Below are 26,362 nucleotides of genomic sequence, written 5' to 3'. Positions count from 1 at the left end.
TGTTCGGGGTGCGGGTTTGGGGTGCGGTGTGGGGCGGTGGTTCATTCGCTCCAGCGGCGGAACACCAGCGAGGTGTTGATGCCGCCGAAGGCGAAGTTGTTGCTCATCACGTACTCGGCCTGCAGTTCGCGGCCCTGTCCGGTGATGAAATCGAGCTGGCCGCAACGCGGGTCGACCTCGCCCAGGTTGAGGGTCGGGGCGAACCAGCCGGCGCGCATCATCTCGATGCTCATCCAGGCTTCGAACGCGCCACAGGCGCCGAGCATGTGGCCGACGTAGCTTTTCAGCGAGCTGATCGGCATGCGGCTGCCGAAGACCTGGGCGGTGGCCTGGGTCTCGGCGATGTCACCGTGGTCGGTGGCGGTGCCGTGGGCGTTGACGTAGTCGATCTGCGACGGCTGCAGGCCGGCATCCTCCAGGGCCAGGCGCATGGCCTGGGCCATGGTGTCCGCGCTGGGCTGGGTGACGTGCTGGCCGTCGCTGTTGGTGCCGTAGCCGACGATCTCGGCGAGGATCGTCGCGCCGCGTGCCTGCGCGTGTTCCAGGTCTTCCAGGATCAGCGTGCAGGCGCCCTCGCCCAGCACCAGGCCATCGCGGCCGGCATCGAACGGGCGCGGCGTGGTCTGCGGTGCATCGTTGCGCGTGCTGGTGGCGAACAGGGTGTCGAACACCGCAGCGGCGGTGGCATCGAGCTGTTCGGCACCGCCGGCCACCATCACCGTCTGCTTGCCGCTGCGGATCGCTTCATAGCCGGCGCCCACGCCCTGGCTGCCCGAGGTGCAGGCGCTGGACGTGGTGTAGACGCGCCCGGACAGGCCGAAGAACACGCCGATGTTGACCGGCGCGGTGTGGCTCATCATCTTCAGGTAGGTGGTGGCGCTGATGCCATCGGTGGTGAATTCGTGCAGCATGCGGCCGAATTCACCGGTGGCTTCATGGCTGCCCGAAGACGAGCCATAGGCCACGCCGGCACGGCCGCTGCGCAGCACCGGGTGCTCGAACAGGCCGGCCTCGCGCAGCGCGACTTCGGTGGCGCGCACCGACATGATGGCGACCTTGCCCATCGAGCGGGTGGTCTTGCGGTTGTAGTTCGGCGGCAGGTCGTAGTCCTGCGCCGGCGCGGCCAGCTTGGTGTTCAGGCCGGCATAGACATCCCATTCGGGCATGCTGCGCACCGCATTGCGGCAGCTGCGCAGGTGCGCCTCGATGGTCGGCCAGTCATGGCCGAGCGGACTGATGGCGGCGGCACCGGTGACCACCACGCGACGATCGGCGGCCATCAGATCATGCCCCCGTTCACCGAGATCACCTGGCGGGTGATGTAGCCGGCCGGCTCGGACAGCAGGAAGGCGACGGTGGCGGCCACTTCCTCCGGGCGGCCGACACGGCCGGCGGGGATCAGCTTCAGCGCATGGTCGACCACTTCTTCGTTGAGCATGTCGGTCTCGATCAGGCCGGGGGCCACGCAGTTGACGGTGATCTGGCGGCTGGCCAGTTCCAGCGCCAGCGCCTTGGTGGCACCGATGATGCCGGCCTTGGCGGCACTGTAGTTGACCTGGCCGCGGTTGCCGGCCACGCCGGACACCGAGGACAGGGTGACGATGCGGCCCGGCTTGCGCCGCCGCACCATCGGCATGATGAGCGGGTGCAGCACGTTGTAGAAGCCATCCAGGTTGGTGTGGATGACCTGGTCCCAATCGTCCTCGGACAGCGCCGGGAAGGCGCCATCGCGGGCGATGCCGGCATTGCAGACCACGCCGTAGTGGGCACCATGCGCGTCCACGTCCGCGTCCAGCGCCGCACGCGCGGCTGCCCGGTCAGCGACGTCGAAGGCCAGCACGCGGGCCTGCTGGCCCAGTGCCTGGATCTCGGCCGCCACGGCCTGTGCTTCGTCCACGCGGCTGCGGCAATGCACCACCACGTCGAAGCCGTCGCGCGCGATGCGCAGCGCGATGGCCCGGCCGATGCCCCGGCTGGCGCCGGTCACCAGCACGCTTCGATTCCCTGTCATGCCTGTCCACTCTCCAGATATGCCATCGAGTCGGCCGGTTCGAACACCGACACGTTGGCGACCGCCCATTCTTCATCGCCTGCCAGGATCCGGCAGGCGAACATCCCCAGCCCATTGTCGCCCAACAGCTCGCAGCGCGCGTGTACGCGCAGCCGGCTGCCGCTGGGGAAGCTGCTGCGCGGGCTGGTATAGCGCCGGCTGCCGAGCAGGAAGCCCAGCTGCGGCGGGTTGCCGGCCACGCGCGCGCGGCAGCCGGCCCACGCCGCGATGGCCTGCGCCATGTACTCGATGCCGACCCAGGCCGGTACGCCGCCGTCCTCGATGAACAGCCCCGCAGCGGGCACCACCAGTTCCGCTTCGATGCTGTCCTGGTCCCAGCGCACGATGCGCTCGAGCAGGCACATGTCCTGGCGGTGCGGCACCACGTCTTCGATCGCGAACAGGGGCAGGCTCATGCGGCCAGCCCCTGCAGCGCGAGCACGGCATTGCTGCCGCCGAAAGCGAAGGAATTGCTCAGCACCCGCTGCGGTGCCCGCGCCAGGCGGGTGCCGGGGGCGACCAGCGGCAGCGGCGGCAGCGCCGGGTCCGCGCTGCCGTCCCACCAGTGCGGCGGCAGCCGGTGGCCCGGGTTTTCAGCCAGCAGGATCCAGCACACGGCGGCCTCGATGGCACCCGAGGCGCCGAGCGTATGGCCGGTCAGCGGCTTGGTCGAACTGGCCGGCACCGTGGTGCCCAGCACCTGGGCCACGGCCACGCTTTCCATCGCATCGTTGTGGCCGGTGGCGGTGCCGTGCAGGTTCACGTAATCCACGTCCTGCGCGTCCCAGCCGGCACGCTGCAGCGCCTGCTGCAGGGCGTCGATCGCACCCAGGCCCTTCGGGTCGGGCGCGGACATGTGGTGGGCGTCGGCCGATTCACCCCAGCCGGCCAGCTGCACCGGACCGGCATCACGGGTCAGCAGGAACAGGGCGGCACCTTCACCGATGTTGATGCCGCAGCGGTGCTGCGAGAACGGATTGCAGCGCAGCGCCGACACCGACTCCAGCGCGCTGAAACCGGCCACGGTGAAGCGGCACAGCGAATCGGCGCCGCCGGCGATGACCGCATCGACGATGCCGGCACGCAGCATGCGCGCGGCCGACATCAGCGCCTTGGCACTGGAGGAACAGGCGGTGGACAGGGTCCAGGCCGGGCCCAGCGCACCGCTGCGCTGGCGCACGAACTGCGCGGCCGTGCCCATTTCCTGCTGCGCGTAATCGAAACCCGGCGGCCACTCGCCCGTTTCGGCGCGGGTACGCAGGGCCTGCTCGGATTCACCGATGCCCGAGGTGCTGGTGCCCAGCACCACCGCCACGCGCGATGCGCCATAACGGGCGATGGCGGCCTGCACCGACGGCGCGATCTGCGCCAGGGCTGCGTCCAGCAGCGCGTTGTTGCGGCCACGCAGGGCCACCGGCAGGTCGTCCAGCGCGGGCAGCGGCGTGCGCACTTCGCCCAGCGCCAGGGTCTGGCCCGGCAGCAGGGTGTCGTTGTCGCTGAGCCCGCCCGGTGCATCGGCGAACAACGCCGACGCCACGGCCGCACGGCCCTCACCCAGCGCACAGACCACGCCCAGGTCGTTCAGGTAAATCGCTGCGGTCATTTATCCTGCCCAGCCATGTCGATCGATTCGATGCGCAGGGCATAGCCCTCGGCGCGGTTGTCCAGCTGCACGCTGCCATCGTCCAGGCGCTGCAGCTGCAGCCACACCTGGCCATCGCGCGAGAGGCTGCGCTGCTGGCCATCGTCGGCCACCTGCCAGCCCGCCGGCAGCGCCGCGGCAATCGCGGCGGTGGGCCACAGCGCGAACTGCAGGTCGTCCAGCACGCGCTCGGCACGCACCTGCGGCGGCAGCCACGGCGCACGCTGCTGGGTCAGCTGCTTGCCGTCCCACTGCAGGCGTACGCCGGTCTGGCCCATCGCCTGCACGGCCAGCTGCACCTGCTGCGCGTCCGCTTCCAGCAGCGCATCCAGGTCACGTTCGTGGCTGCCGAAGCGGAAATGCAGCTGCTGCTGCAGCGCCAGCGGCGCCGGCAGGCTGGCCGGCGGCAGGCGCAGCGGCGGCAGTTCAACCAGCGGGCGCGGCATGCGGCTGGCACAGGCGGCCAGCAGCAGGCACAGCAGCACCGCGCTGAAGCGGACGATCAGGCGCTGCACAGTTCCTCCAGCACGCGCATGCGGCGGCCGTTGGGGTCGGCTACGTAGGGGTTGTTGGTATCCCAGGCGTAGCCGGCCAGGATGGAGCTGATCATGTCACGCACTTCCGGCTGCTGGTCGGGGTGGTAGATGATCTTCTGGAAACCGCCTTCGTACCAGCTTTCGACGAAGCGGCGGAAGGTCTTCACGCCGGCGCGCAGCGGAATCGAGAACTCGTTTTCCCAATCGACGGTTTCACCGGCGTAGCGGCGCTTCAGGCATTCGCTGGCCAGCTGCGCGGACTTGAAGGCGATGGTCACGCCGGAGGAGAACACCGGGTCGAGGAATTCACCGGCATTGCCCAGCAGCGCATAGCCCGGGCCCCACAGCGAACTGACGTTGGCCGAGTAGCCGGTGATGCGGCGCACCGGCAGCACCGCCCATTCGGCGTTGGCCAGCAGGCCGGTCAGGTTCGGGTCCTCGCCGACGATGGCCTGCAGCTTCTGCAGGTCGTCGCCCTCGTAGCGTTCGAAGAACGACGGTTCGGCGACCACGCCCAGCGAGCAGCAGCCGTTGGAGAACGGGATGGTCCAGTACCAGACGTCGATGTGCTCGGGGTGGGTGGTGATGAGGATCTTGTTGCGGTCGAAATCCGCTTCGGCCGGAATGTTGTCGCGCACGTGGCAGAAGATCGCGCCGCGCACCGGGAAGTTGGACGGCGATTCCAGGTTCAGCAGGCGCGGCAGCAGGCGCGCGAAACCGGAGGCATCGAGGATGAAGTCGGCCTCGATGCGGTACTCGCTGCCATCGGGACGGCGCACGTTCACCGCCGGATGCTCGCCGGCTTCCACCGCCAGCACTTCGTCGCCGAAACGCAGGGTGGTGCCCATGCGCTCGGCACCGCGCGCCAGCACGTTGTCGAAGTCGGCGCGCTGCACCTGGTAGGTGGTGCCCCAGCCCGGCGAGAACTTCCTGCGGAAGTCGAACGCGGTACGCGCCTCGCCATGCACGAAGGCCGCGCCGTTCTTGTACTGGAAGCCCGCTTCCACCACGTCCTGCAGCAGGCCGGCGGCCTCGATGTACTCCATGCTCTGCGGCAGCAGGCTCTCGCCGATCGAGAAGCGCGGGAACTGCTGGCGCTCCAGCATCAGCACCTGGCGGCCCTGCTGGCGCAGCATGGCCGCGGCGACCGAACCGGCCGGGCCCGCGCCGATGATCAGGATTTCAGTACGTTCGACATCGGTCGGATCTGCAGGAACATCCACGGCAGTAGTCATCGGTGCGTCCTTGTTGCTCGATCAGGTGGAAAGGAAGGGTGTGCAGTGAAGCGTGGTCAGGCCGGCGGCAGGTCGTGCGGCGGCGGGCGGAACAGCGGCGAGATCAGCCAGACCAGGCCGATGCCGAACAGCAGGGTGAGGCCGAACGCACGCAGCGCCGGCGTCTGTGACAGGCCCAGCAGGCCGAACGACAGCCAGGTGCTGGCCGCACCCACGCAGACCGCCAGCCACGCGCTGGCATCGCCGCGGTGCTCGATCAGGAAGATGCCATAGTCGATGCCCATGCCCAGCAGCAGCATCAGCGCCAGCACGTTGAACAGCTGCAGCGGCTGGCCGAACAGGCCCAGCAGGCCCAGGGTGAGCGCACCGGCGATGAGGGTCGGGGCGAACACGCGCCAGGCCTGGCGGCGGTAGCGCAGCCACAACGCGCCGAACACCAGCGCGATGCCGACCAGCAGCAGCCCGCCCATCAGCTTGCGGTAATGGCCCAGCAACTTGGAGAAGTCGGCCGTGCGGTCGACCCAGCGCACGCCGGGCAGGCCCTCGGCCGCGTCCTGCAGGGTGGCCAGTGCATCGGCGCGCGACAGGTCATCGACCATCACCACGCTGACCATCTGCCCGCCCACCGCGCCCACCCACAGGTGGCGGAACGGCTGCGAGGCCGGCGAGGCCAGGAAGGCCTCGGCGGTCAGCGGCGAAGCGGCGAAGGCCGGCCGCGGCAGCGGCTCGCCCACGGCTTCGGACACCGCCGACAACACGCCCGGTTCCACCCTGGCGGTCAGCGCGGCATCGGCCTGCTGGCGCGCCGGCGATGGCAGCCAGTCACTGATCGCGCGGTAGCCACCGATGCGCTTGTCGCTGGCCAGTGCGCGCAGGCGTCCGGTCAGTGCTTCTTCGCGCTCCAGCAGCTGCGCCGCGTCGGCGCCCTGCACCAGGTAGAACTGTGCCGGGCTGGGCATGCCCAGCAGCTGGCTCAGGCGGATCTGCTCGGCCATCAGTGCCGGCGGCGAGGACTGCAGGCTGCGCAGGTCGTCGTTGCTCTGCAGGCGCGCGATGCCGATGGCCGACAGCGCGAGCGCGGCCACGATGAACACCGTGACCGGGCGCGTGCCATGCAGGCGCGGGAAGCGCTCCAGGGTGTTGCCCAGCCACTGCGAGAAACGGGTCTGGCGGATCTCGCCACCGTCCAGCCACGGGAACCAGAAGATCACCGTCAGGAAGGCGCCGGCCAGGCCGACCACCGAGAACAGCGCCATCTGCCGCAGGCCGGGGAACGGCGCCAGGCCCAGTGCCAGGTAGGCCAGCGCACTGGTCACCAGCGCCAGCCACAGGCCGGGCAACAGGTGCTTGAGCAGTTTCCAGCGGCGGTCGGCCGGTTCGGCCTGGCGCGAGGCGAACCAGTGGATGCCGTAATCCTCGGCCACGCCCACCAGCGACGCGCCGAACACCAGGGTCAGCACGTGCACCTTGCCGAACACCAGCACGGTCACCGCCAGCGCCACGCCGCAGCCGATCAGCAGCGAGGCGGCCACCAGCAGGATCGGCCGCAGCGAACGGAAGGCCAGCCAGACCAGCAGCAGCACCGCGGCCAGCGAGCCCCAGCCGATCGTGTTGATTTCCTGGTTGGCCTGCACGGCGGCCGCTTCGGCATGCAGCGGCACGCCGGCATGCAGGATCTCCAGATCCGCTGCGGCGGCCTTGGCGGCCAGGCCGGCGCGCTCGAGCAGGCCGTCGATATGGCGCTCGCCATCAAGCTGGAAGGCCGAGCCCGGGGTATCGAACTGCAGCGCGGCCCAGTGCTTGCCCTCGGCTTCGAGCAGGCCGTCATCGCCCAGGCGCAGGCCGGAGCCCTGTGCCTGCTGCTGCCACCATTGCGGCCACAGCGACAGCGGGTCCTGCCGCCAGCCGGTCAGCCGCGGCGCGCCCATCGGGCCGTACAGCGCGCCCAGCGCCTGTTCGGCCAGCGCACCCGGTTCGGCCTGCTGCAGCTGTTCGCGCTGCGCCGGGGTCAACAGGCGATCGCGATACGGCGCGTAGAACGCGCGCGCTTCATCGAACCAGCCTTCGATCGAACCGCTGGGCACCAGCAGGCCGCTGTCGGCATCGCTGGCCATCGCCTTGGCGAAGGCGGCCTGCGCGCGCTTGGCGGCGGCGCCATCGGCACTGCCCAGCAGCACCACCACCTGCCGCGAGCTGCCATCGGCGATGCGCCGGGTGACATCACTCAGCAGGCGGTCATGTGCATCCTGCGGCAGCAGGGCGAGGATGTCGGTGTCGATCCGCGATTCCTGGCTCCACAGGCGCCATTGCTGCGCGCCGAGCACCAGCAGCACCAGCAGCCAGGCAATGCCCAGCCAGTGCCACCAGCGGCGCAGGCGCTCCGAGCCCTTGCCTGCAGCCACGTCAGGCACCTCAGTCAAAGCGGCGCGCCTCGTCGGCGGACAGGCTGGCCGGCGCTTCGCTCAGCGCGCTGAACTGGATCTGCGTGCGGTCCTTGTTGGCCTCCACGATCTCCACCTGGCGCACGTAGCGGTCGCCCTGCAGGGTCAGCGATTCGAAGGCCTTGGCCAGCATCGCCGACTTCGGGGTCAACTTCAGCCGCCAGCCCTGCCCTTCGCGGCTGGCCTGCACGTTGAACTGGCTGGACAGTGCCTGCACGTCACCGCTCATCAGCGCGAACATGATCGCGTTGACCGAGCGCATCGCCGGCTGCTGCCGCGCGTCCAGTTCGACGCGGGTGCTGCCATCACGCTGGCGGCTGAGGATGCGGTCAGCGGTCACCACCACTTCGGAGGGGAATGGCTTGAGCGTGGTCCAGATGACGCCGTGCTGGCGCGCGACCACGAACTGGCCCTGCGAACGCAGCGGGTTCTTGAAGCCGCTGACCTGCTTTTCCTGGGTGAACTGGCCACGCAGCACGTCCGGCCGCGCCACCGCCTGGGTGATCGCATCGACGTTGGCATCGGCGGCCTGCACCAGCGGTGCGGCGGCCAGCAGCAGCGCGCACAGCAGCACGCGCGGGAGGCGGATAAAGGCATTCACGGGGCAGGCACTCCAAGACGCTGCCACAGCACCGGCGGGCACTGGTACAGCATTTCCTTGCTGGTTGCGTCCACCGCAACCTGGATGGTCATCGCACGGGTCAGCACCTGGCCGCTTTCCGCATCGAGGATCTCGTATTCGATCTTCAGCCGGTTCTCCCATTCGACGATGCGCGACACCACGCGCAGGGCCTGGTTGAACAGCAGCGGCCGTACGTACTTCACCCGCGCATCGACCACCGGCCACAGGTAGCCCGATTCGAGCATCTGCGGGTAGTCGTAGTCGTAGCGGCTGAGCAGCGCGCAGCGTGCGATCTCGAAGTACTTGAAGTAGTTGCCATGCCAGACCACGTTCATCGGATCGCAGTCATGGAAGGCCGGGGACAGCGAAATCTCGCCGACCAGTTCGATTGCCTCATTCACCGACATACAGCTCCCAGCGTTGCGCGCGGATCTCCACCAGCAGTTCCCGCAGTTCGCGATCCAGCGCGCGGTCTTCTTCGACCAGGGCGATGCGCTGCCCCAGGTCGGCGTACATGTCGGCCAGACTGCCATGGAGCTGCGCGTTCAGGCCAACCCGCTCGCGCAGGGCCAGGCCCTGGCGTGCGGCGATCAGCATCGCGGCCACCACCTGTTCCGTCAGTTCGATCACGCGCAGGCAGTCGCGCGCGGCGATGGTGCCCATGCTGACCTTGTCCTGGTTGTGGCATTCGGTCGAACGCGAGAACACGCTGGCCGGCATGGTCTGCTTCAGCGCTTCGGCGGTCCACGCCGAGACGCTGATCTGCAGCGCCTTCAGGCCATGGTTGATGGCCGCGCGCGGGCCGGTGGCCGCCGACAGGTTGGCCGGCAGGCCGTGGTTGTAGCGGGCATCGACCACCAGCGCCAGCTGCCGGTCGAGCAGGTCGGCGACGTTGGCCACGGTGTTCTTCAGCGTGTCCATCGCCAGCGCGATGTGGCCGCCGTAGAAGTGGCCACCGTGCAGGATGCGCTCGCCGTCGGCATCGATCAGCGGGTTGTCGTTGGCGCTGTTCAGCTCGGTTTCGATCAGCTGGCGCAGGAACGGCAGGCTGTCTTCCAGCACGCCGATGACGTGCGGCGCGCAGCGCAGCGAGTAACGATCCTGCAGGCGCTGTTCGTTGCGCGGCGGGCGTTCGCTGTGCAGGTCGCTGCGCAGGCGCGCGGCGATGCGGCCCTGGCCCGGGTGCGGCTTGGCGGCGAACAGGGTTTCGTCGAAGTGGTGCGCGTTGCCATCGCTGGACAGCACGTTGAACGCGGTCAGGCGGGTGGCCATGCGCGCCAGGTAGTCAGCGCGCTGCCAGGCCAGGCAGGCCAGGCCGGTCATCACCGCCGTGCCGTTCATGATCGCCAGGCCTTCCTTCGGCCGCAGCTTCAGCGGGACCATGCCGATCTTCGCCAGCACCGGGCCGGCCGGCTGCACCTGGCCTTCGAACAGCACCTCGCGCTCGCCACACAGCACGGCGGCGACGTAGGACAGCGGGGTGAGGTCACCACTGGCACCGACCGAGCCTTCGGCCGGGATCAACGGCAGCACGTCGTGCTGCAGCAGGGTGGCCAGGCCTTCCAGCAGCGGCACGCTGACGCCGGACATGCCGCGCACCAGCGAGGCCAGGCGCGCGGCCAGCACCGCGCGGGTTTCGGCCGGGTCCAGGTAACGGCCCAGGCCGCAGCCATGGTAGGTGTACAGGTGGTGCGGCAGTTCGGCCACCAGCGCCGGCGGAATGTTCACCGTGCACGAATCGCCGTAGCCGGTGGTCACGCCATAGATCACCCCGTCCTCGCGCAGCAGGCGGTCAAGGAAATCGGCGCCGCGCTGGATATGCGCGCGGAAGGCCGGCGCCTCGCTCAGGGCGGCATCGCACTGGCGCTGGGCCAGGGCAACCACGTCTTCGATGGTCAGCGGTGCATCGCCGAAACGGCACACGGGTACGGCGTCAATCGTCATGAGGAGCCTGATCCCAGAAGGGGAAGAAATTGAACCAGTCCAGCGGGGACTGGATGACCTGGAGTTCCAGCCAGCGCGCGAAGCGCTGCGCCTGTTCGGCCAGTGCGGCATCGCGCGACCCGCGCGGCAGTACCACGCGGTCGGCAAAGTGTTCGAAGGCCACGCGATAGCCATCGCCTTCGTGCAGGCAGGACATCGTGTAGACCGGGCATGCCAGCGCGGAGGCCAGCACATAGGCACCGATCGGGAACGGCGCACGGTGGCCGAGGAAATCGGCCATCACGCTGCGCCCGCCCTGCACCGGCACGCGGTCGCCGACGATGGCCACGAAGCCACCGGAGGCCACCTTCTCGGCCAGCATTACTGCCGTGGCCGGCCCCATTCCGGTCACCTGCACCAGCTCCACCGCGGCCAGCGGGTCCAGCCGCTGCAGCAGGCGGTTGAAGCGCTGCGCATGCGCGGTGTGCACCAGCACGGTGATGCGGAAGCCAGGCACCTGCTCGGCCAGCACCTGGCACAGCTCGAGGCAGCCGATGTGCGCGGTGAGGATCAGCCCGCCTTCGCGGCGCGCGATCTTGTCCAGCACCAGGTCGCGCTGCAGGTGGATGCGCTCGGGGGGATAGCGGCCGCCGAGCCCGAGGATCTTGTCCAGCATCGTGTCGGCGAAGCTGAAAAAGTGGCGCAGGCTGTCGCGCCAGCCCGGCGCATGGCCGAGCGCGCCGGTGTGCGCCTGCAGCCGCTGCAGGTACTGCAGCGAGGCGCGGCGGCCCACCCGGTTGCCCAGCCAGTGGCACAGCACCACCGGCCACACGCACAGGCGGAACGGCCAGCGCCCGAACCAGCGGTGCACCCAGCACAGGAACAGCACGCCGGCCACGGACGTGGATTCACCGATGTCGGCCCAGTGTGGTGCGTCGTGCGCGCGGCTCATCTCAGCCCTGCCCCTGCAGGCGGCGCCACAGCAGGCGCGGGGCGCGCGGCAGCATGCCGAAGAACAGGCGGGTGTGCATGCGGCTGATGCGCACGTTGTCACGCCATACGTCGAAGTGCGAAACGCCATCGGCCGGATAGGTCACGCGGGTGGACAGGTGGTCCACCGGTACCTGCCGCCAGTACAGGCGCACCATCACTTCGGTATCGAAATCCATGCGCCGGCCGATGGTTTCCTCGCCCATCAGGCGCAGCACCGGTGGCAGCGGGTAGACCCGGAAACCGCACATCGTGTCGCGCAGGTGCAGCGACAGCGTGTTGATCCACACCCAGATGTGGGTGGCGTAGCGGCCGTACAGCCGCGCCTTGGGCACACTGGCGTCGTAGGCGGGAATGCCGCAGATGACCGCGTCCGGCCGCGCCTGCGCGGCGGCGATGAAACGCGGCAGGTCGCCGGTGTCGTGCTGGCCGTCGGCATCGATCTGCAGCACGTGGCTGTAGCCGCGGCGCGCGGCCTCGGCAAAACCGGCCAGCATCGCCCCACCCTTGCCCTGGTTCACGTCCAGCCGCAGAAGGTCGACACCGTCCTGCTGTGCCAGCGCCTGCAGCACCTCGGTGCACGATGCGCGCGAGCCATCGTCCACCAGCAGGCATGGCAGGCCGGCGGCCTGCACGCCGTCGACCACGGCGCCGATGGCATGTTCATGGTCGTATACCGGAATGACCACCAGCGGCGCGAAGGCGCCACCGGCCACCACAGCGTCAGTGCGCATCGGTCAGGACCACCTTGCCGCTGGCGTGCGTGCCATGCAGGGAGGTGTAGCGGAACGTCAGTACGCCACGCCCGGCATCCCAGTCCAGCTGCAGGGTCAGTTCGTCGCCGGGGCGGGCCACGTGCTGGAACTTCACTGCCTCCATCCGCACGAAGCCGCGCGGAAGGTCGAAGGCCTGGCGTGCGAAACGCACCGCCCAGTCCAGCTGGGCCACGCCGGGCAGGATCGCTGCCTGCGGAAAGTGGCCCTGGAAGGCCCGCAGCGATGCATCCAGCGTCATCCGCAGGGTCGCCGACGTGGCCGCGCGGTGGTCCCACTGCGGCACCGGCATCAGCGGCTGGAACAGCGCTGCCAGCGCGGCCTGGGTGACCTTGCCCTGCGCATTGATCGGCAGCGCTTCGACCAGCCGCCAGCGGCGCGGGCGGGTGACCGCGTCGTGGCCCTGCGCCAGGCGCGCGCCCAGGCGCAGGCCGAAGGCACGGCGCGCGGCATCGCCGGCGGCCACCAGCGCTGGATCCGCCGGCACCACCACCGCCGCCAGCTGCTCGCGCTGGCCGGACAGCACCAGCACGCGCACGTCCTCGACTTCCGGGTCATCGCGCAGCGCGCGTTCCAGCGCATCCAGCGAGACCCGGCGTTCTTCGATCTTGACGATGCGGTCGGCGCGGCCAAGCAGGCGGAAGCGGCCATCAGCCAGCGCTTCCACGCGGTCCTGGGTACGCCACCAGTCGGCGCTGTCCAGGTGCGCCGACGCCACGGCCAGGCAACCCTCCTCGATGCGCCACTGCACGCCCGGCAGCGGCTGCCACGGCGGCATGTCGGTGTCCCAGCGGCGCCAGGCGATGCCGCCGGTCTCGCTGCTGCCGTACACCTCGGTGGGCGCCACGCCCAGCCACTGCCGCACCTGCCGCGCCGCCTCTTCCGGCAGCGGGCCGCCGGAGGAAAAGACCGCACGCAGGCGGCCGTGCAGGCTGGCCCAGTCCAGTTGTCCGGGCAGGCGTTTGAGGTGCGCCGGGGTTGCCACCAGCACGCTGTCGGCGGCGGCCAGGGTGCCGACCAGGTCTTCATGGAAGAAACGCCGCGGCTGGATCTGGCGGCCTGCGGCCAACGGCCACAGCACGCGGAACAGCAGGCCATAGATGTGCTGGTGGGACACCGTGCCGTGCACCTGCACGCCGTCGAGCTGGGCGCCGAAGGCAGCCTGCAGCGCATCGACTTCGCGTGCCAGCTGGTCCATGCGCTTGCTGATCGCGCTGGGCTGGCCGGTGCTGCCGGAGGTGAACACGCACAGTTCGCAGGCACGTTCGTCCAGCGCCTGCAGCGCACGGTCGGTCGCCACGGCGGCGGGCAGCAACGGGCGGTAGTCGGCCGACACATCGCCAGCGAAGCCACTGACCTGCTCCTGCAGCGCCTGCAGCGTGGCCGGCAGGTTGTCGGCGGCCAGAAACACGCGCTTGCCGGCATGCCAGGCGCCGAACAGGGCCGCGGCAAAGGCGATGGCATCGTCGAAATACAGCGCCCAGTCGCGGCCTTCGGCAGCGGCGAACGCATCGCGCCAGGCCAGCGCGCGCAGGCGCAGTGCGCTGTGGTCCAGGGCGACACCTTCACAGATACCGATGTCGCGGCCAGGCCGCGCGGTGACCAGCAACCGGTCCAGGGCGATCCAGTCAGCCATGGGCATGGGCCGCCTTCACCCGACGCCGCACCAGCCACTCGCCTGCGAACAACACTCCCATCATCACGTACGCCAACAATCCGTTGTAGAGCATCCAGACCCGGTCCGACGCGTACAGCGCGGTGAACAGGGCCAGGCCACCGTTGAGAACAAAAAAGCCGCACCACACCTGGGTGACGCGACGGGTATAGGCCACCGCGAAGGCGGGCAGGTCTGGCTCCTGCAGGCGCGCCAGGCGCTCCACCAGCGGCGGGCCGAAGCGCAGGCTGGTGGCGAACACCGACAGCATCACCACGTTCACCAGCGCCGGGTACAGCTTCAGCGGCAAGGCCTGGTTGAGCACGGTGGCCAGGCCGGCCAGCAGGCCGGCACCGGCCGCGGCAGCCCACCACAGCGGCTGCCGGGTGCTCAGCGCACGCAGCAGGGCCAGGCCGAACAGCAGCAGCGACAGCCAGCGCGGCTCGAAGCGGCCCATGGCCACGTAGACCAGCACCGGATAGGCGAGCGAAAGCGCTGCCACCACGACCATGCGTGCCCGTGCCATGGTCGCGGTGCCCGGCCTGCGGTCAGGCGGCAGCCTGGCCCGGCAGCAGACCGTGCACGACATCAACGATGTCCTGCACGGTGCGCACGGCCTTGAAGGCTTCCGGCTGCAGGTTGCGGCCGAGCAGCGGCTTGAGCTGCACGATCAGGTCGACGGCATCGATGCTGTCGATGTCCAGGTCGTCATACAGGCGCGATTCCGGGCTGATCCGGGCAGGTTCGATCTCGAAGCTGTCGGTCAGGATGCGGACGATGCGCTCGAACAGTTCATTCTTGGTCATGGCAGTTCCTGGCGCCTTACGACTGGCGGGCGGCGACGAACTCGCCGAGCGCGCGCACGCTGGAAAAATGGCGACGGGTTTCTTCCGAGTCGGCCGAGAGGCTGACACCGTACTTCTTCTGCAGGGCAAGGCCCAGCTCCAGGGCGTCGATCGAATCGAGGCCAAGGCCTTCCACGAACAGCGGCGCGGTCGGATCGATGTCCTCCGGCGTGATGTCCTCCAGTGAAAGCGAGGAAATGATCAATTCCTTGATCTCGTGCTCAAGTGCTTGCACGGGTCGGGTCTCCAGACAGGTCGAAATAACGAGTGAGGTGGTCGGTGACGCGACGGGCCGCCAAGGCATCCCCCCTTGACGCGTCATCTTCGGCCAGGAAGGGTGCGATGGCGATATCTTCGCCGATCTGCAGCCGAACGTGAAAACGACGTGAGGGCACACGATACCACTTCTGGCCCTTGGTCAACGTGGCGGGCGTGCAGCTGATACGCACCGGCGTGATGTCCAGCCGCCCGCGCACGGCGATGTTGGCAGCGCCCCGCTGCAGGCGCGGCGGCTGCCCCGGCACGGTGCGGGTTCCTTCCGGGAAAATGACCAGGGTGCCGCCGGCATGCACGGCGGCCACGCAGTCATCGACCAGGCCGGCGCCATCGTCATTGGCGATGTAGCCGGCGGCGCGGACCGGGCCGCGCATGAACGGGTTGCAGGCCACCGCGCGCTTGACCACACAGTCAGCGTTGGGCAGCAGCGCGATCAGGCACACCACGTCGATCAGGGTCGGGTGGTTGGCCAGCACCAGCAGGCCATCGCGCTGCAGGCGCTCGCGGCCCTCCACCTGCAGCGTCATCAGGCCCAGCCGGCACATCAGCCACACGTGGCTGGCAAACGCCCGCTGCACCAGCCGCCGCGCCCGCCGCTGGCGCGCGACCGGGTCGCGCATCAACAGCAGCAGCGGCATCACGAACACGCCCAGCAGCAGCCCGCCCACGCCGAACGCGGCGAAGCTCAGGCCGGTGCCAACAACCCGCCAGGCGTGGTCGAGACGGCGCAGGGCTTCAGCCATGGCGGCTCCAGCGCCAGCGCTGGCCCTGGGCCACATGCTCGAGGGTGGGTGCAGACGAGAGCAGGAACCGGTGCAGGTCCAGCGCGTGCGGCAGCAGGCCGGGCGCGGTATCGGCCGCATCGGCGGCCGGTTCCCAGGCCAGGCGCAGGCCGGTGCCGGCCGTGCCGGGCGGCGCGAGGCGCCAGCACCAGGCGAAGAACGGGTCGGGTTCGTCGGCGAATTCGGCGTAAACGTCGGGCAACGATGATTCATAGACCACCACCCGCACCTCCCGCGCACCGTCGGCCAGCAGGCCGGCAGCTTCCAGGCAGGCGGTTTCCACGGTGGCCTGGCCGGCGGCCAGCGCCAGGTAGTTGCCCCGGTGGCCACGGGCGATGGAATACAGGGCCGCGATCGCGTTGTGCACCGACAGGCCGAAGCCGGTGGGCGACAGCGGCTCGGCGGCGGCCAGCGAGCCCAGCAGGTCCATCGAACGGGCCACGTCACCATGGCGGCTGGCAAAAACCAGCGGCACTTCACTGTCGGCGCCCTGCGCGTCTTCGCACCAGCACGCAGCCTGGATGGCCATGCGGCCCAGGCGCTCGATGCGGCGGCGCTGCATGGCCGGCACTTCCGCCAACGACGGCGTGCCCTCGCCCTGCGGCAGGAACGGCGCGTCGGCCCAGCCCATCCATTGGCTACGTTCTGTCAGTCCAGGCGCCCAGGCGGCCCAGTCGACAACGGAAAATTCGATCATTACCGGTGATGTTTGGATGGGCGGAAGACAGGCACGGGCCAACAGCATGGCGACGCGCGGCGGCCCCCCATTCCTGCAGCCGTGCGTCCGTCCAGGACGTCGCCGGCAGCCCCCCTGGCGGCCGGAAAGGTGCGAACGCTAGCACGTCCCGCGCAGGGAATACATGTTTCACAAACCGAAACGGGGAGCGGTCACCGGCCGCTCCCCGTTCACATCCTTCAGTGGTAACCGGCGTCGGCGCGTACCTTGCCGCGGAACACCCGGTAGGACCAGGCCGTGTAGCCCAGGATGACCGGCAGCAGCACCACCAGCCCGACCAGCGTGAAGCCCAGCGAGGAGGCCGGTGCGGCGGCCTGCCACAGCGTCATCGACGGCGGCAGCAGGTAGGGCCACATGCCCAGCACCAGCCCGGCGAAACCGAGCACGAACAGGGCCAGGCTGAGCAGGAACGGCGGCAGGTCGCGACGCGGGTGGGTGGCGCTGCGCCACAGCGCGGCAGCCACCGCCAGGGTCAGCAACGGCACCGGCGACAGCCACCAGAAATTGCCATCACTGAACCAACGATCCATCAACCGCGAATCGAGGAACGGCAGCCAGCTGCTGACCAGGCCCATCGCCGCGATCACCGCCACCACCAGCGGCCGGGTCATCTGCCGCGCCAGTGCCTGTACGCGGCCCTCGGTCTTCAGGATGAGCCAGGTGCTGCCCAGCAGCGCGTAGCCGGCCACCAGCGCGGCACCGGTCAGCATCGCAAACGGGCTGAACCAGGTGAACGCGCCGCCGCTGAAGCGCCCATCGACCAGCGGAATGCCCTGCACCAGCGTGCCCAGGATCACGCCCTGGGCGAAGGTGGCCAGCAGCGAACCCAGGCCGAAGGCCACGCTCCACAGCCGGCGCGAACGGTGGGCCTTGAAGCGGAACTCGAAAGCCACGCCACGGAACACCAGCGCCACCACCAGCAGCAGCACCGGCAGGTACAGCGCCGACAGCAGCACCGCGTAGGCCTTGGGGAATGCCGCCAGCAGGCCGGCACCGCCCAGCACCAGCCAGGTCTCGTTGCCGTCCCAGATCGGCGCGGCGGTGTTCATCATCAGGTCCAGCTGTTCCTCGTCCTCGGCGAACGGGGCGAGGATGCCGATGCCGAGCACGAAGCCGTCCAGCACCACGTACATCAGCACGCCGAAACCGATCACCGCGAACCATGCCACCGGCAGCCAGGTCATCAGGTCCATGTCAGCGCTCCTCCAGCGGTTCGTCGGCGGCCGACAGCGGGCGCGCCGGCGTGTGGCTGCCGTGGTCCAGCGAGGGGCCCTCCACATACGGCTGCGGGCCGTGGCGCAGGATCTTCACCAGGTACCAGATGCCCCAGCCGAAGACGAAGGCGTAGCCGACCACGTACACCGCCAGCGACAGCGCGGTCATCCACGCACTCTGCGGGCCTACCGCATCGGCGGTGCGCAGCACGCCGTACACCACCCACGGCTGGCGCCCCATCTCGGTGACGAACCAGCCGGACACCAGCGCGATGAAACCGCTGGGCAGCATCCAGTTCCAGCCACGCAGCAGCCACGGCGAATCGAGCAGCTTCTTCCGCCACAACTGCACCGCCGAGACCCAGGCCAGCAGCAGCATCAGCGTGCCCAGCCCGACCATGATGCGGAAGGCGAAGAACACCGGCGTCACCGGCGGCCGTTCGCTGGCCGGCACCGAGGTCAGCGGATCGAACGTCCCGTCCAGCGAATGGGTCAGGATCACGCTGCCCAGCTTCGGAATGGCCACTTCGAAATCGTTGCGCTGCTCCTTCTCGTTGGGCAGCGCGAACACCACCAGCGGCACGCCCTCGCCTGCCTTGCTTTCGTGCCAGTGCGCTTCCATCGCCGCGATCTTCATCGGCTGGTGCTTGAGCGTGTTCAGGCCATGCATGTCGCCGACGAAGATCTGCACCGGCACGGTCAGCGCAGCAAACGCAACCGCCGCGACCAACATGCGGCGGCCTGCTTCGACGTGCGTGCCCTTGCGCAGGTACCACGCGCCCACGCCACCGATCACGAAACAGGTGGTGATGAACGAGCCCAGCGCCATGTGCGCCAGGCGGTACGGGAAGGACGGGTTGAACACCACCTGCCACCAGTCCACCGGGTGCACGATGCCGTTGATCATTTCGTAGCCGGCCGGCGTATGCAGCCAGCTGTTGGACGACAGGATCCAGAACGTGGAGAACAGCGTGCCCAGTGCCACCATGCAGGTGGAGAGGAAATGCAGGCGCGGCGATACGCGGCCCCAGCCGAACATCATCACGCCGAGGAAGCTGGCTTCCAGGAAGAACGCGGTCAGCACTTCATAGGTCAGCAGCGGGCCGATGACCGTGCCGGCCACTTCGCTCAGCCGCGGCCAGTTGGTACCGAACTGGAACGCCATGACGATGCCGCTGACCACGCCCATGCCGAAGGACACGGCGAAGATCTTCTGCCAGAAGAAATACAGGTCGCGCCAGACGGGCAATTTCGTGCGCAGCCAGCGCCATTCGATGAAGGCCAGCCAGCTGGCCGTACCGATGGTGAAGGCGGGGAACAGCACGTGGAAACTGATGACGAATCCGAACTGGATCCGCGACAACAACAACGCGTCCAAGGGACGCCTCCTGCCGGGTACGGGTGGGATACCGGACCACTTTAGGAGGATTTGGTTAAGCCGGGATGCGACCGGGTGACGCGCTGCTTCACTATGTCGCAGGGGCGGTGAAGCGCCGCCGGGCATGGCCCGGCGCTACCTGGATCTCCGCTGGTAGCGCCGGGCCATGCCCGGCGGGGGCTGTCAGTGCCAGAAATACCAGGCCGCTGCAGCCAGCAGCGCCCCGAACAACAGCACCTGCACCACCACGTACAGCACACCGCTGTCGCGCGTTTCCGCCTGCAGCCGCTGCTGCAGCGCCTCGTTCACATCAGGCACGGCGTGCCGTTGTTCCTGCTCGCGCAGCGCCTGCGACAGCGCGCGCGCATCGGCATCGCGGGGGTCGTTGGCTTCGCTCACAGCAGTTCTCCGGCGGTGGCGCGTCGCGTCAACTCCTGCTTCAGGGTCTGCCGCGCGCGGTACAGGTGGCTCTTGATGGTACCGCGCGCCATCCCGGTCACCTGTTCAATCTCGGCCAGGTCGAAATCCTCCAGGTAATGCAGGCCCACGATCAGCCGCTGCGGCGGGGTCAGCCGCTCCAGCGCCGCGCCCAGCTGGCGGCCGGCGTGCAGCGCCTCGCTCAGCTCCGCCGGGCCGGGGCCCTCGTCGCCGATCCCCAGCTCCTCGGGCACCTCCACCGCCACCATCCACTGCATCTCCAGCCGGCGGCGGCGCAGGTGCTGCAGCGCCGTCGTGTAGGCCACCCGCGAAACCCAGGTGCGCAGCGAGGATTCGAAACGGAACCGGTGCAGCTGGCGGAACACCGCCAGGAAGGTTTCCTGCAGCAGGTCAGCCACCTGGTCGCGGTCGCCGACCATGCGCCCGATCACGTGTGCACAGGTACGTTGATGGGCCTGCACCAGCTGCGCGAACGCTGCCTGCGAGCCATCGATGATGGCGACCACCAGCGCGCGGTCGTCTTCCCACGCAGCTGGTTCCTCGGCGGCGGCGTCGCGACGCCGCCCGCGCAGTGCAGCCAGAGCGCCGCCCAGCAGGCTCATACGTTGGCCGCTCGCTGTGCCCGTGGCATGCGCCGGTCAGCCCTTGCGCACGGCGGGGCGGGTGATGAACCACGCCAGCAGCTGGCCCACGCCGGCACTACCGGCCAGCGCAGCGGCGGCGCCGAAGGTCAATTCGCGCGCACCCATGGCTTCCAGCAGGGCCAGGGCCACGGCCAGGCTGACCAGGCTGATGCCCCAGCGCAGCGCGCCCTGGCGGCGGCGCTCCTCTTCCAGCACCGCCAGCGAGCGGATCACTTCCTCCGGCACGTGCGGGGCCACCAGCTTGCTGCGCGCCCGCGCATCGGCAATGGCGTGAATCGCGTAGGCGATGCAGAGGAAGAGGGTGATCGGGATGAGTTCCTGCATGGTCGTGCTCCTGTCCGGTGAATGATGCGGGTTCAGGAGATTGGATGCGCAGGCCCGGCGACCGGTTGCAGTGGATGTGTCAGGCTTCGTCGTCGTCGGTCTCGGGGTCGACCGGTGCATCCGGAAAACAGGTTTCCAGATGGAAGCCCAGCCGCAGGTCGGCCATCAGCCGCACCAGGGCAGGATCCAATTCAAAACCCGCCCACGCACGCTTGCCAAAAACAGCGATACGCAGGCCGACATCGGCGCCCTCCTGGTTCAATGCCTGGATCACCTCCACCCGCGCCTGCAGGATCCCGACCACCTGCGGCCAGGCGTCCATCAGCCAGCCATCCTTGCCAGCGGCCAGTTCAAAGCTCACCCGGGTGAAGCCATGTACCCGGATCAAGCGGCCATCACCGCCACGCAGGTCGGTGCCTGCATCACGGAAGAACCTCCGTTCCAGCCCCAGCCGGGCGGAGATGTCGGCGCTGGAGACCGCAGGGTGCTGCACCCCCAGGGAAATGCGGTAGTCGTAGGGGTACATGGTCGGCTCCTTCCGGCTCAGTCGCCCATCATGCGCCACGCAAGGCCCCGCCGGGCCTTTGCCCAAGCGGTCTGCATGACCTGTGGCCCCCTCCCCCGGCCCGGGCGGCTGCTACCCTTGCCCGGTTTCCTCATCTGGTGCTGTCCGCCCATGTCCCGAGTGCTGCCCCTGTCCCTCCTGCTGTCGGCCGTGCTGGCCGCACCGGCCGCGCATGCCGCGCCGACGCCGATCACCATCGAACAGGCCATGGCCGACCCGGACTGGATCGGTCCGCCGGTCGAGAAGGCCTGGTGGTCCTGGAACAGCCAGCAGGTGGAGTACCAGCTCAAGCGCAACGGCAGCCCGGTGCGCGACACCTTCCGCCAGCCGCTGGCCGGTGGCGCCGCCGCACAGGTGGCCGATGACCAGCGCGGCACCCTGGACGTGGCCGAGCCGGTCTACGACCGCAGCCGCAGCCGCAGCGCCTTCGTCCGCAACGGCGATGTGTTCGTGCGCGACCTGCGCAGCGGCGCGCTGACCCAGCTGACCCGCAGCAACGAGCGCGCCAGCGGCGTGAACTTCGCTGCCGACAACGGCGTGATCTGGCGCGTCGGCCAGGAATGGTTCCACTGGACCGCCGCCGCCGGCGTGCAGCAGGTGGCCAGCCTGAAGGCCGAGAAAGACCCGGCCAGCAAGCCCAAGGACGACCTGCTGCGCGACCAGCAGCTGCGCACCCTGGAAACCCTGCGCCGCGACCGCGACCAGCGTGAAGCGCTGAAGGACCAGGACCAGCGCTGGCGCCAGGCCGACCCGACCCGTGCCGCAGCCCCGGTCTACCTGGGCGCCGACGTGGAGATCGCCGACAGCCTGCTGTCGCCGGACCTGGGCCACCTGATCGTGGTGACCAAGCCGAAGGATTTCGATGACGGCCGCACCAGCAAGATGCCGCTGTACGTGACCGAATCGGGCTACGAGGAAACCGAGGACACCCGCACCCGCGTCGGCCGCAACGGCTTCGAGCCGCACACCCTGTGGTACGTCGATGTGCGCACCGGCAAGGCCGAGAAGCTCTCGCTGTCGGGCCTGCCGGGCATCGGCACCGACCCGCTGGCCGAGCTGCGCCGCAAGGCCAGCAAGGACCCGCTGAAGGGCGACCGCAGCGTGCAGGTGATGAGCGACTTCATGGGCGGCGGCATGCGCTGGAGCGCCGATGGCCAGCAGGCCGCGGTGATGCTGCGCGCCAACGACAACAAGGACCGCTGGATCGTCAGCATCGGCAACGATGGCCGCGTGCAGAACCGCCACCGCCTGACCGACAACGCCTGGATCAACTGGGGCTTCAACGATTTCGGCTGGATGGCCGATGGCCGCACCCTGTGGCTGCTGTCCGAGGAATCGGGCTTCTCGCACCTGTACACCCAGGCCGGCACGGCCAAGCCGCAGGCGCTGACCAGCGGCAAGTGGGAAACCTCCGCGCCGGTGCTGTCGGCCGACGGCAAGGGCTTCTACTTCCTGTGCAACCAGCAGGCACCGCACGACTATGAAGTCTGCGCGGTCGACACCGGCAACCGCCAGGTGCGCGAGCTGACCAGCCTCAACGGCGTGGAAGATTTCTCGCTGTCGCCCGATGGCCAGCAGCTGCTGGTGCGCTATTCGGCCGCCTACCTGCCGACCCAGCTGGCCGTGGTGCCGAGCGCCGGTGGCCAGGCGCGCGTGCTGACCGACACCCGCACCGCCGAATACAAGGCCCGCGAGTGGGTCCAGCCGAAACTGGTGGCGGTGCCGTCCAAGCATGGCGCCGGCGTGGTCTGGGCCAAGTACTACGAGCCCGAGCACAAGGAACCGGGCAGGAAGTACCCGATCGTGATGTTCGTGCACGGTGCCGGCTACCTGCAGAACGTGCACCAGCGCTACCCCGCCTATTTCCGCGAGCAGATGTTCCACAACCTGCTGGTGGAAAAGGGCTACATCGTGCTGGACATGGATTACCGCGGCAGCGAGGGCTACGGCCGCGACTGGCGCACGGCGATCTACCGCAACATGGGCCACCCGGAACTGGAAGACTACAAGGACGGCCTGGACTGGCTGGTCGACACCCAGCAGGGTGACCGCGACCACGCCGGCATCTACGGCGGTTCCTACGGCGGCTTCATGACCTTCATGGCGCTGTTCCGTTCGCCGGGCACGTTCAAGGCCGGCGCCGCGCTGCGCCCGGTGCTGGACTGGCAGAACTACAACCACGCCTACACCAGCAACATCCTCAACACCCCGGACATCGACCCGGAGGCGTACCGCACGTCCTCGCCCATCGAGTACGCGCAGAACCTGCAGGACAACCTGCTGATCGCCCACGGCATGATGGATGACAACGTGTTCTTCCAGGACTCGGTGCACCTGACCCAGCGCCTGATCGAGCTGCACAAGGACAACTGGTCGATCGCCCCGTACCCGCTGGAACGCCACGGCTACATCCGTGCCGATTCCTGGCTGGACCAGTACAAGCGCATCCTCAAGCTGTTCGAGCAGAACCTGAAGTGAGCCGGCTGGCATGAGCCGCGACGCGGCCACGATCCACATCGTGGCCGCGGTCATCGTGGATGACCGCGGTCGCGCGCTGGTGGTGCGCAAGCACGGCGCCGACCGTTTCATCCAGCCCGGCGGAAAGCCTGAAGCGGGTGAAGCGCCGCTGCAGGCCCTGGCCCGCGAGCTGGACGAAGAACTCGGCGTGCAGCTGCGCGCCGGGACCGCCATCGCATTGGGCACGTTCGAGGACTGGGCGGTGAACGAGCCCGGCCACCGCGTACAGGCCCAGGCCTGGTGGGTGCAGGTGCTGGGCACGCCAGCCGCACGCGCGGAAATCGCCGAACTGGCCTGGGTTCCGCTGCGGCCGCCGCACGGCCTGCGCTTGGCACCCCTGAGCGAACACCATATCCTGCCGGCGGTCGCCGCCCTGGCGACGCCCCACTGAATACGCGGGCCCTGCCTGCAAGGACAACGGATGTCAGTGCCCATTCCCCCCATCCCCACCGCGCCGACCACTGCCCGCACCCACTGGCTGAAACCGTTGGCGCAGGGTTCGTTCTGGCTGTGCCTGGTACTGACCGTTTACTGCCTGCTGCAGGCACTGGTGGCGATACCCCTGGCCGCACTGCCGCTGTGGCAGCACCTGGCCAGCCTGGCCTGGGAACACGGCCTGGACCGCACCCTGTGGTGGATGCTGGTCCACCCGGTATCCGCATCGCTGCTGGCCGCCCTGGTCTGCCTGGCGTCCACGCTGGCCAGCTGGGGGCTGTGGCACGAGCGGCGCTGGGGACTGTGGGCCTATGTCTGGGCGCTGCTGTTGAGCGCGCTTGCCAACTTCGTCATCACCTGGTGGTTCGACCGCGTCCTGCGCCAGGTGTTCGCGCTGATCGCCGACGATCCGTCGATGGCCCGCGAACTGGACATGCAGCGCCTGATGTTCACCGTGACCCTGCTGGGAAGTTCCGTGCTGTTTGCCGGCCTGCAGGGCTGGCTGGCCTGGCGCCTGCTGCGGCCGGACATGCGGGCACGCTTCCGCTGAAGCGCTGGCTGCTGGCGTTTTTGACGCGAACGACCTGCCCGGCGCAGACACCTTGACCGCAGGACAGGCGTTCCAGCGGGTTTGATTGCGGATCGGTGGGGGCTGGCTATCGTGGCCGGCGTCTTTCTGCCCTGGCCTCGAAATGTCTGCATTCGCCCCGCTCACCCTGCTTCCGCGCTGCATCGCGTTGCTGTCCCTGCTGCTCTGCGCCCAACAGGCCGCTGCATCCGGCCTGCCGCGCTGTGGCGTATTCGAGGCCGAGGGGGGCGACAGCCAACTTCGCGTGGACGGCCCCGACCGCGGGGTTGAGAAAGGCAGTTACATGTCCGACCGCCCCTTCGTCGTCCAGCGCTTCGAGGGCAGGCTCAATCTCGTCAATCTCACCTTTGGCTTTGCATCAGAACTGGACGTCCAGCGTGGCGGTCGCGTCCTGCTGAAGAACGGCACGCGCTACCGTCTGACCCAGCGCGCAGCGTGCCTGCCCCCGGTTGAACACGCGCCAGGCAGCTGCCTGGCAGACGCGCAGCACTGCCTTGACAGGCACCATCGTGAGCTGAGCCTACCGGCGCTGGAATCGGCCTGCGCCGAAGGGGTTCCGTGGCTGTGCCAGCGCCTGCCTGAGCGCTATCGCGAGGCCGACCAGGCCCCCGGCAGCGATACGCCGACCGAAGCGCAGATCGCGGTGATACAGGCCAGCATGGAAAAGGCCATGGCCGAGATGGATTTCCCCGGCAGTGTCGCGACGATGATCCTGCGGCCGATGCCGAGGCCTGCATGGCCATTCTGGAAGAGCGGCCGGAGCTCGTCGAGGCCGTCGCCACTGCCATTCGCACGGCCTCGATGGCGGCCAGCATGGTTGAAGTGTTCTCGCCTGCCGCCAGTCCCACGCTGTCGGATGCGCGGCTGCAGCGCCTGCAGGGGCTGTGCACGCAGGTCGGTGAAACTGACTTCTGCAAGGAGGTCGCCACGCTGCAGTGGACCGCCGGCAATCTGCAGGATGGCCGGGCGGCGCTGCAGGTGGCCTGCGAGGGCGGCGACGAGACGTCCTGCCGTCAGGCGGCTGCACTGCTGCCGCTGGATGGGAAGCTGGTGCCGCAGGCCGCCAGCGCCGTGCCATGCGGCCACTATGCGGCCTCCGGCGGGCTGCTGGACGAACTGACGTTCGGCGACGGCGGAATGGTGGAGGTCGGTTACGGCTCGCGGGTGCGCGCGCGCGTGGAGGACGGCCAGATCCGCATGCGCCACGAGCGTGGGGGTGACTACGTGCTGCAGCCATTGCCCAACGGCGATCTGCTGGGGCTGGATCAATGGCTTCGCTTCGAGCGATTCCAGCGGCAGCCGGGCGATGCGCAGTGCAGTGCGCCGCTGGTGTTCAATGAAGTACCGTTCCCGCAGGATTGCCCGCGTGCGTCGATCGACGGCGAAGCCGAGGCCTGCTGCGCGGCCGGGAGAATGCAGGGCTGCCACGTGCTGGGCAGTCGCGCCGCGCTGGGCGGGAAGTGGGTCGAGGCGAGCGAGCACTACCAGAAGGTCTGCCAGGCCGGCATCCGCGAGGGTTGTGAAAATCTGGCCAGCGTCATGGAAAACAGCAGCAGGGTGGACGTCCGCCCCATGCTTCAAAGCCTTTGCGACGCAGATGCGGGTGGCCGCCACGTGGCGTGCGACGTGCTGGCGACCCGCAACTGGGGGTTGCTGGAACTGGGCCAGGCCCTGGAGCGTGCTGTCCAGGAGCAGTCGGCGGACGAGGATCGGACCAGACCGGCGCCGCGCACCCCCAACCACAAGCAGTAAG

At 69.0% G+C, this 26,362-nt stretch carries 28 protein-coding genes; 4 read left to right on the top strand and 24 right to left on the bottom strand.

The window, feature by feature from the left end:
- Positions 1-41: 41 nt before the first annotated feature.
- The 24 genes from AC3WL7_RS03785 to AC3WL7_RS03670 form a co-directional block, all read right to left on the bottom strand.
- Positions 42-1,280, bottom strand: a complete 1,239-nt coding sequence (locus AC3WL7_RS03785; protein ID WP_079224215.1) for a beta-ketoacyl-ACP synthase — start codon at positions 1,278-1,280, stop codon at positions 42-44.
- The gene (locus AC3WL7_RS03780; RefSeq protein WP_492749388.1) at positions 1,280-2,011 is read right to left on the bottom strand and encodes a 3-ketoacyl-ACP reductase FabG2; all 732 of its coding nucleotides are present in this window, start codon (positions 2,009-2,011) and stop codon (positions 1,280-1,282) included. The genes AC3WL7_RS03785 and AC3WL7_RS03780 overlap by 1 nt, the downstream gene beginning before the upstream one ends.
- Entirely contained in the window at positions 2,008-2,466 is a 459-nt protein-coding gene (locus AC3WL7_RS03775; RefSeq protein ID WP_079224217.1) for a hotdog family protein, read from the bottom strand. The genes AC3WL7_RS03780 and AC3WL7_RS03775 overlap by 4 nt, the downstream gene beginning before the upstream one ends.
- Positions 2,463-3,653: a beta-ketoacyl-[acyl-carrier-protein] synthase family protein gene (locus AC3WL7_RS03770; RefSeq protein WP_492749386.1), complete on the bottom strand. Its 1,191-nt coding sequence runs from the start codon at positions 3,651-3,653 to the stop codon at positions 2,463-2,465. Before AC3WL7_RS03770 ends, AC3WL7_RS03775 begins: the two co-directional genes overlap by 4 nt.
- Positions 3,650-4,207, bottom strand: coding sequence for a DUF3261 domain-containing protein (locus AC3WL7_RS03765; RefSeq protein ID WP_200733560.1), 558 nt, complete (start codon positions 4,205-4,207; stop codon positions 3,650-3,652). The genes AC3WL7_RS03770 and AC3WL7_RS03765 overlap by 4 nt, the downstream gene beginning before the upstream one ends.
- A complete protein-coding gene (locus AC3WL7_RS03760) occupies positions 4,195-5,463 on the bottom strand; it encodes an NAD(P)/FAD-dependent oxidoreductase (protein ID WP_492749385.1) in 1,269 nt (422 codons plus the stop codon). The genes AC3WL7_RS03765 and AC3WL7_RS03760 overlap by 13 nt, the downstream gene beginning before the upstream one ends.
- Before the next feature lie 56 nt (positions 5,464-5,519).
- Positions 5,520-7,874, bottom strand: a complete 2,355-nt coding sequence (locus AC3WL7_RS03755) for an MMPL family transporter (RefSeq protein ID WP_492749481.1) — start codon at positions 7,872-7,874, stop codon at positions 5,520-5,522.
- A gap of 1 nt (position 7,875) precedes the next feature.
- Positions 7,876-8,505, bottom strand: coding sequence for an outer membrane lipoprotein carrier protein LolA (locus AC3WL7_RS03750; RefSeq protein WP_492749384.1), 630 nt, complete (start codon positions 8,503-8,505; stop codon positions 7,876-7,878).
- Entirely contained in the window at positions 8,502-8,933 is a 432-nt protein-coding gene (locus AC3WL7_RS03745; protein WP_079224223.1) for an acyl-CoA thioesterase, read from the bottom strand. The genes AC3WL7_RS03750 and AC3WL7_RS03745 overlap by 4 nt, the downstream gene beginning before the upstream one ends.
- Positions 8,920-10,470, bottom strand: coding sequence for an HAL/PAL/TAL family ammonia-lyase (locus tag AC3WL7_RS03740; RefSeq protein ID WP_079224225.1), 1,551 nt, complete (start codon positions 10,468-10,470; stop codon positions 8,920-8,922). The genes AC3WL7_RS03745 and AC3WL7_RS03740 overlap by 14 nt, the downstream gene beginning before the upstream one ends.
- Entirely contained in the window at positions 10,460-11,401 is a 942-nt protein-coding gene (locus AC3WL7_RS03735; RefSeq protein WP_492749383.1) for a lysophospholipid acyltransferase family protein, read from the bottom strand. Before AC3WL7_RS03735 ends, AC3WL7_RS03740 begins: the two co-directional genes overlap by 11 nt.
- Position 11,402: 1 nt before the next feature.
- Positions 11,403-12,173, bottom strand: a complete 771-nt coding sequence (locus AC3WL7_RS03730; RefSeq protein ID WP_492749382.1) for a glycosyltransferase family 2 protein — start codon at positions 12,171-12,173, stop codon at positions 11,403-11,405.
- A complete protein-coding gene (locus AC3WL7_RS03725; protein WP_492749381.1) occupies positions 12,163-13,848 on the bottom strand; it encodes an ApeI family dehydratase in 1,686 nt (561 codons plus the stop codon). Before AC3WL7_RS03725 ends, AC3WL7_RS03730 begins: the two co-directional genes overlap by 11 nt.
- Entirely contained in the window at positions 13,841-14,392 is a 552-nt protein-coding gene (locus AC3WL7_RS03720) for a COG4648 family protein (protein WP_079224233.1), read from the bottom strand. The genes AC3WL7_RS03725 and AC3WL7_RS03720 overlap by 8 nt, the downstream gene beginning before the upstream one ends.
- 22 nt (positions 14,393-14,414) lie before the next feature.
- Positions 14,415-14,672 (bottom strand): acyl carrier protein, encoded by a 258-nt coding sequence (locus AC3WL7_RS03715; RefSeq protein ID WP_025878014.1) that lies wholly within the window; start codon positions 14,670-14,672, stop codon positions 14,415-14,417.
- A 16-nt stretch (positions 14,673-14,688) separates the two neighbouring features.
- Positions 14,689-14,946: a phosphopantetheine-binding protein gene (locus AC3WL7_RS03710; protein WP_005411610.1), complete on the bottom strand. Its 258-nt coding sequence runs from the start codon at positions 14,944-14,946 to the stop codon at positions 14,689-14,691.
- Positions 14,933-15,730: a lysophospholipid acyltransferase family protein gene (locus AC3WL7_RS03705; protein ID WP_492749378.1), complete on the bottom strand. Its 798-nt coding sequence runs from the start codon at positions 15,728-15,730 to the stop codon at positions 14,933-14,935. The genes AC3WL7_RS03710 and AC3WL7_RS03705 overlap by 14 nt, the downstream gene beginning before the upstream one ends.
- Positions 15,723-16,466: a beta-ketoacyl synthase chain length factor gene (locus AC3WL7_RS03700; RefSeq protein WP_492749377.1), complete on the bottom strand. Its 744-nt coding sequence runs from the start codon at positions 16,464-16,466 to the stop codon at positions 15,723-15,725. The genes AC3WL7_RS03705 and AC3WL7_RS03700 overlap by 8 nt, the downstream gene beginning before the upstream one ends.
- A gap of 218 nt (positions 16,467-16,684) precedes the next feature.
- Positions 16,685-17,698 (bottom strand): cytochrome d ubiquinol oxidase subunit II, encoded by a 1,014-nt coding sequence (gene cydB / locus AC3WL7_RS03695; RefSeq protein WP_283221119.1) that lies wholly within the window; start codon positions 17,696-17,698, stop codon positions 16,685-16,687.
- A 1-nt stretch (position 17,699) separates the two neighbouring features.
- The gene (locus AC3WL7_RS03690) at positions 17,700-19,097 is read right to left on the bottom strand and encodes a cytochrome ubiquinol oxidase subunit I (protein WP_492749375.1); all 1,398 of its coding nucleotides are present in this window, start codon (positions 19,095-19,097) and stop codon (positions 17,700-17,702) included.
- 183 nt (positions 19,098-19,280) lie between these two features.
- Positions 19,281-19,496 carry a hypothetical protein gene (locus tag AC3WL7_RS03685; protein ID WP_492749374.1) on the bottom strand — a complete coding sequence of 72 codons (216 nt, stop codon included), beginning with the start codon at positions 19,494-19,496 and terminating at the stop codon, positions 19,281-19,283.
- Positions 19,493-20,137 carry an RNA polymerase sigma factor gene (locus AC3WL7_RS03680; RefSeq protein ID WP_313419388.1) on the bottom strand — a complete coding sequence of 215 codons (645 nt, stop codon included), beginning with the start codon at positions 20,135-20,137 and terminating at the stop codon, positions 19,493-19,495. Before AC3WL7_RS03680 ends, AC3WL7_RS03685 begins: the two co-directional genes overlap by 4 nt.
- Positions 20,138-20,173: 36 nt before the next feature.
- Complete coding sequence (locus tag AC3WL7_RS03675; protein ID WP_079224246.1) at positions 20,174-20,503, bottom strand: hypothetical protein; 330 nt, start codon at positions 20,501-20,503, stop codon at positions 20,174-20,176.
- A 79-nt stretch (positions 20,504-20,582) separates the two neighbouring features.
- Complete coding sequence (locus AC3WL7_RS03670; RefSeq protein ID WP_313419390.1) at positions 20,583-21,029, bottom strand: hypothetical protein; 447 nt, start codon at positions 21,027-21,029, stop codon at positions 20,583-20,585.
- Positions 21,030-21,179: 150 nt separating this feature from the next.
- Between AC3WL7_RS03670 and AC3WL7_RS03665 the strand changes: the two genes are divergently transcribed.
- The 4 genes from AC3WL7_RS03665 (at position 21,180) to AC3WL7_RS03650 (ending at position 26,361) form a co-directional block, all read left to right on the top strand.
- Complete coding sequence (locus tag AC3WL7_RS03665; RefSeq protein ID WP_492749373.1) at positions 21,180-23,546, top strand: S9 family peptidase; 2,367 nt, start codon at positions 21,180-21,182, stop codon at positions 23,544-23,546.
- 10 nt (positions 23,547-23,556) lie between these two features.
- Positions 23,557-23,976: an NUDIX hydrolase gene (locus AC3WL7_RS03660; RefSeq protein WP_079224252.1), complete on the top strand. Its 420-nt coding sequence runs from the start codon at positions 23,557-23,559 to the stop codon at positions 23,974-23,976.
- Between the two features lie 30 nt (positions 23,977-24,006).
- On the top strand, positions 24,007-24,570 hold the full coding sequence (locus tag AC3WL7_RS03655) for a hypothetical protein (protein ID WP_492749371.1): 564 nt from the start codon (positions 24,007-24,009) through the stop codon (positions 24,568-24,570).
- Positions 24,571-25,344: 774 nt separating this feature from the next.
- Entirely contained in the window at positions 25,345-26,361 is a 1,017-nt protein-coding gene (locus tag AC3WL7_RS03650) for a hypothetical protein (protein WP_492749370.1), read from the top strand.
- Position 26,362: the final 1 nt, after the last annotated feature.

The sequence above is a fragment of the Stenotrophomonas sp. FW305-3-2-15-E-LB1 genome, assembly GCF_058787375.1.
Note: the sequence above shows the minus strand (reverse complement) of the source record. Positions and strands in the feature narration are given on the sequence as shown.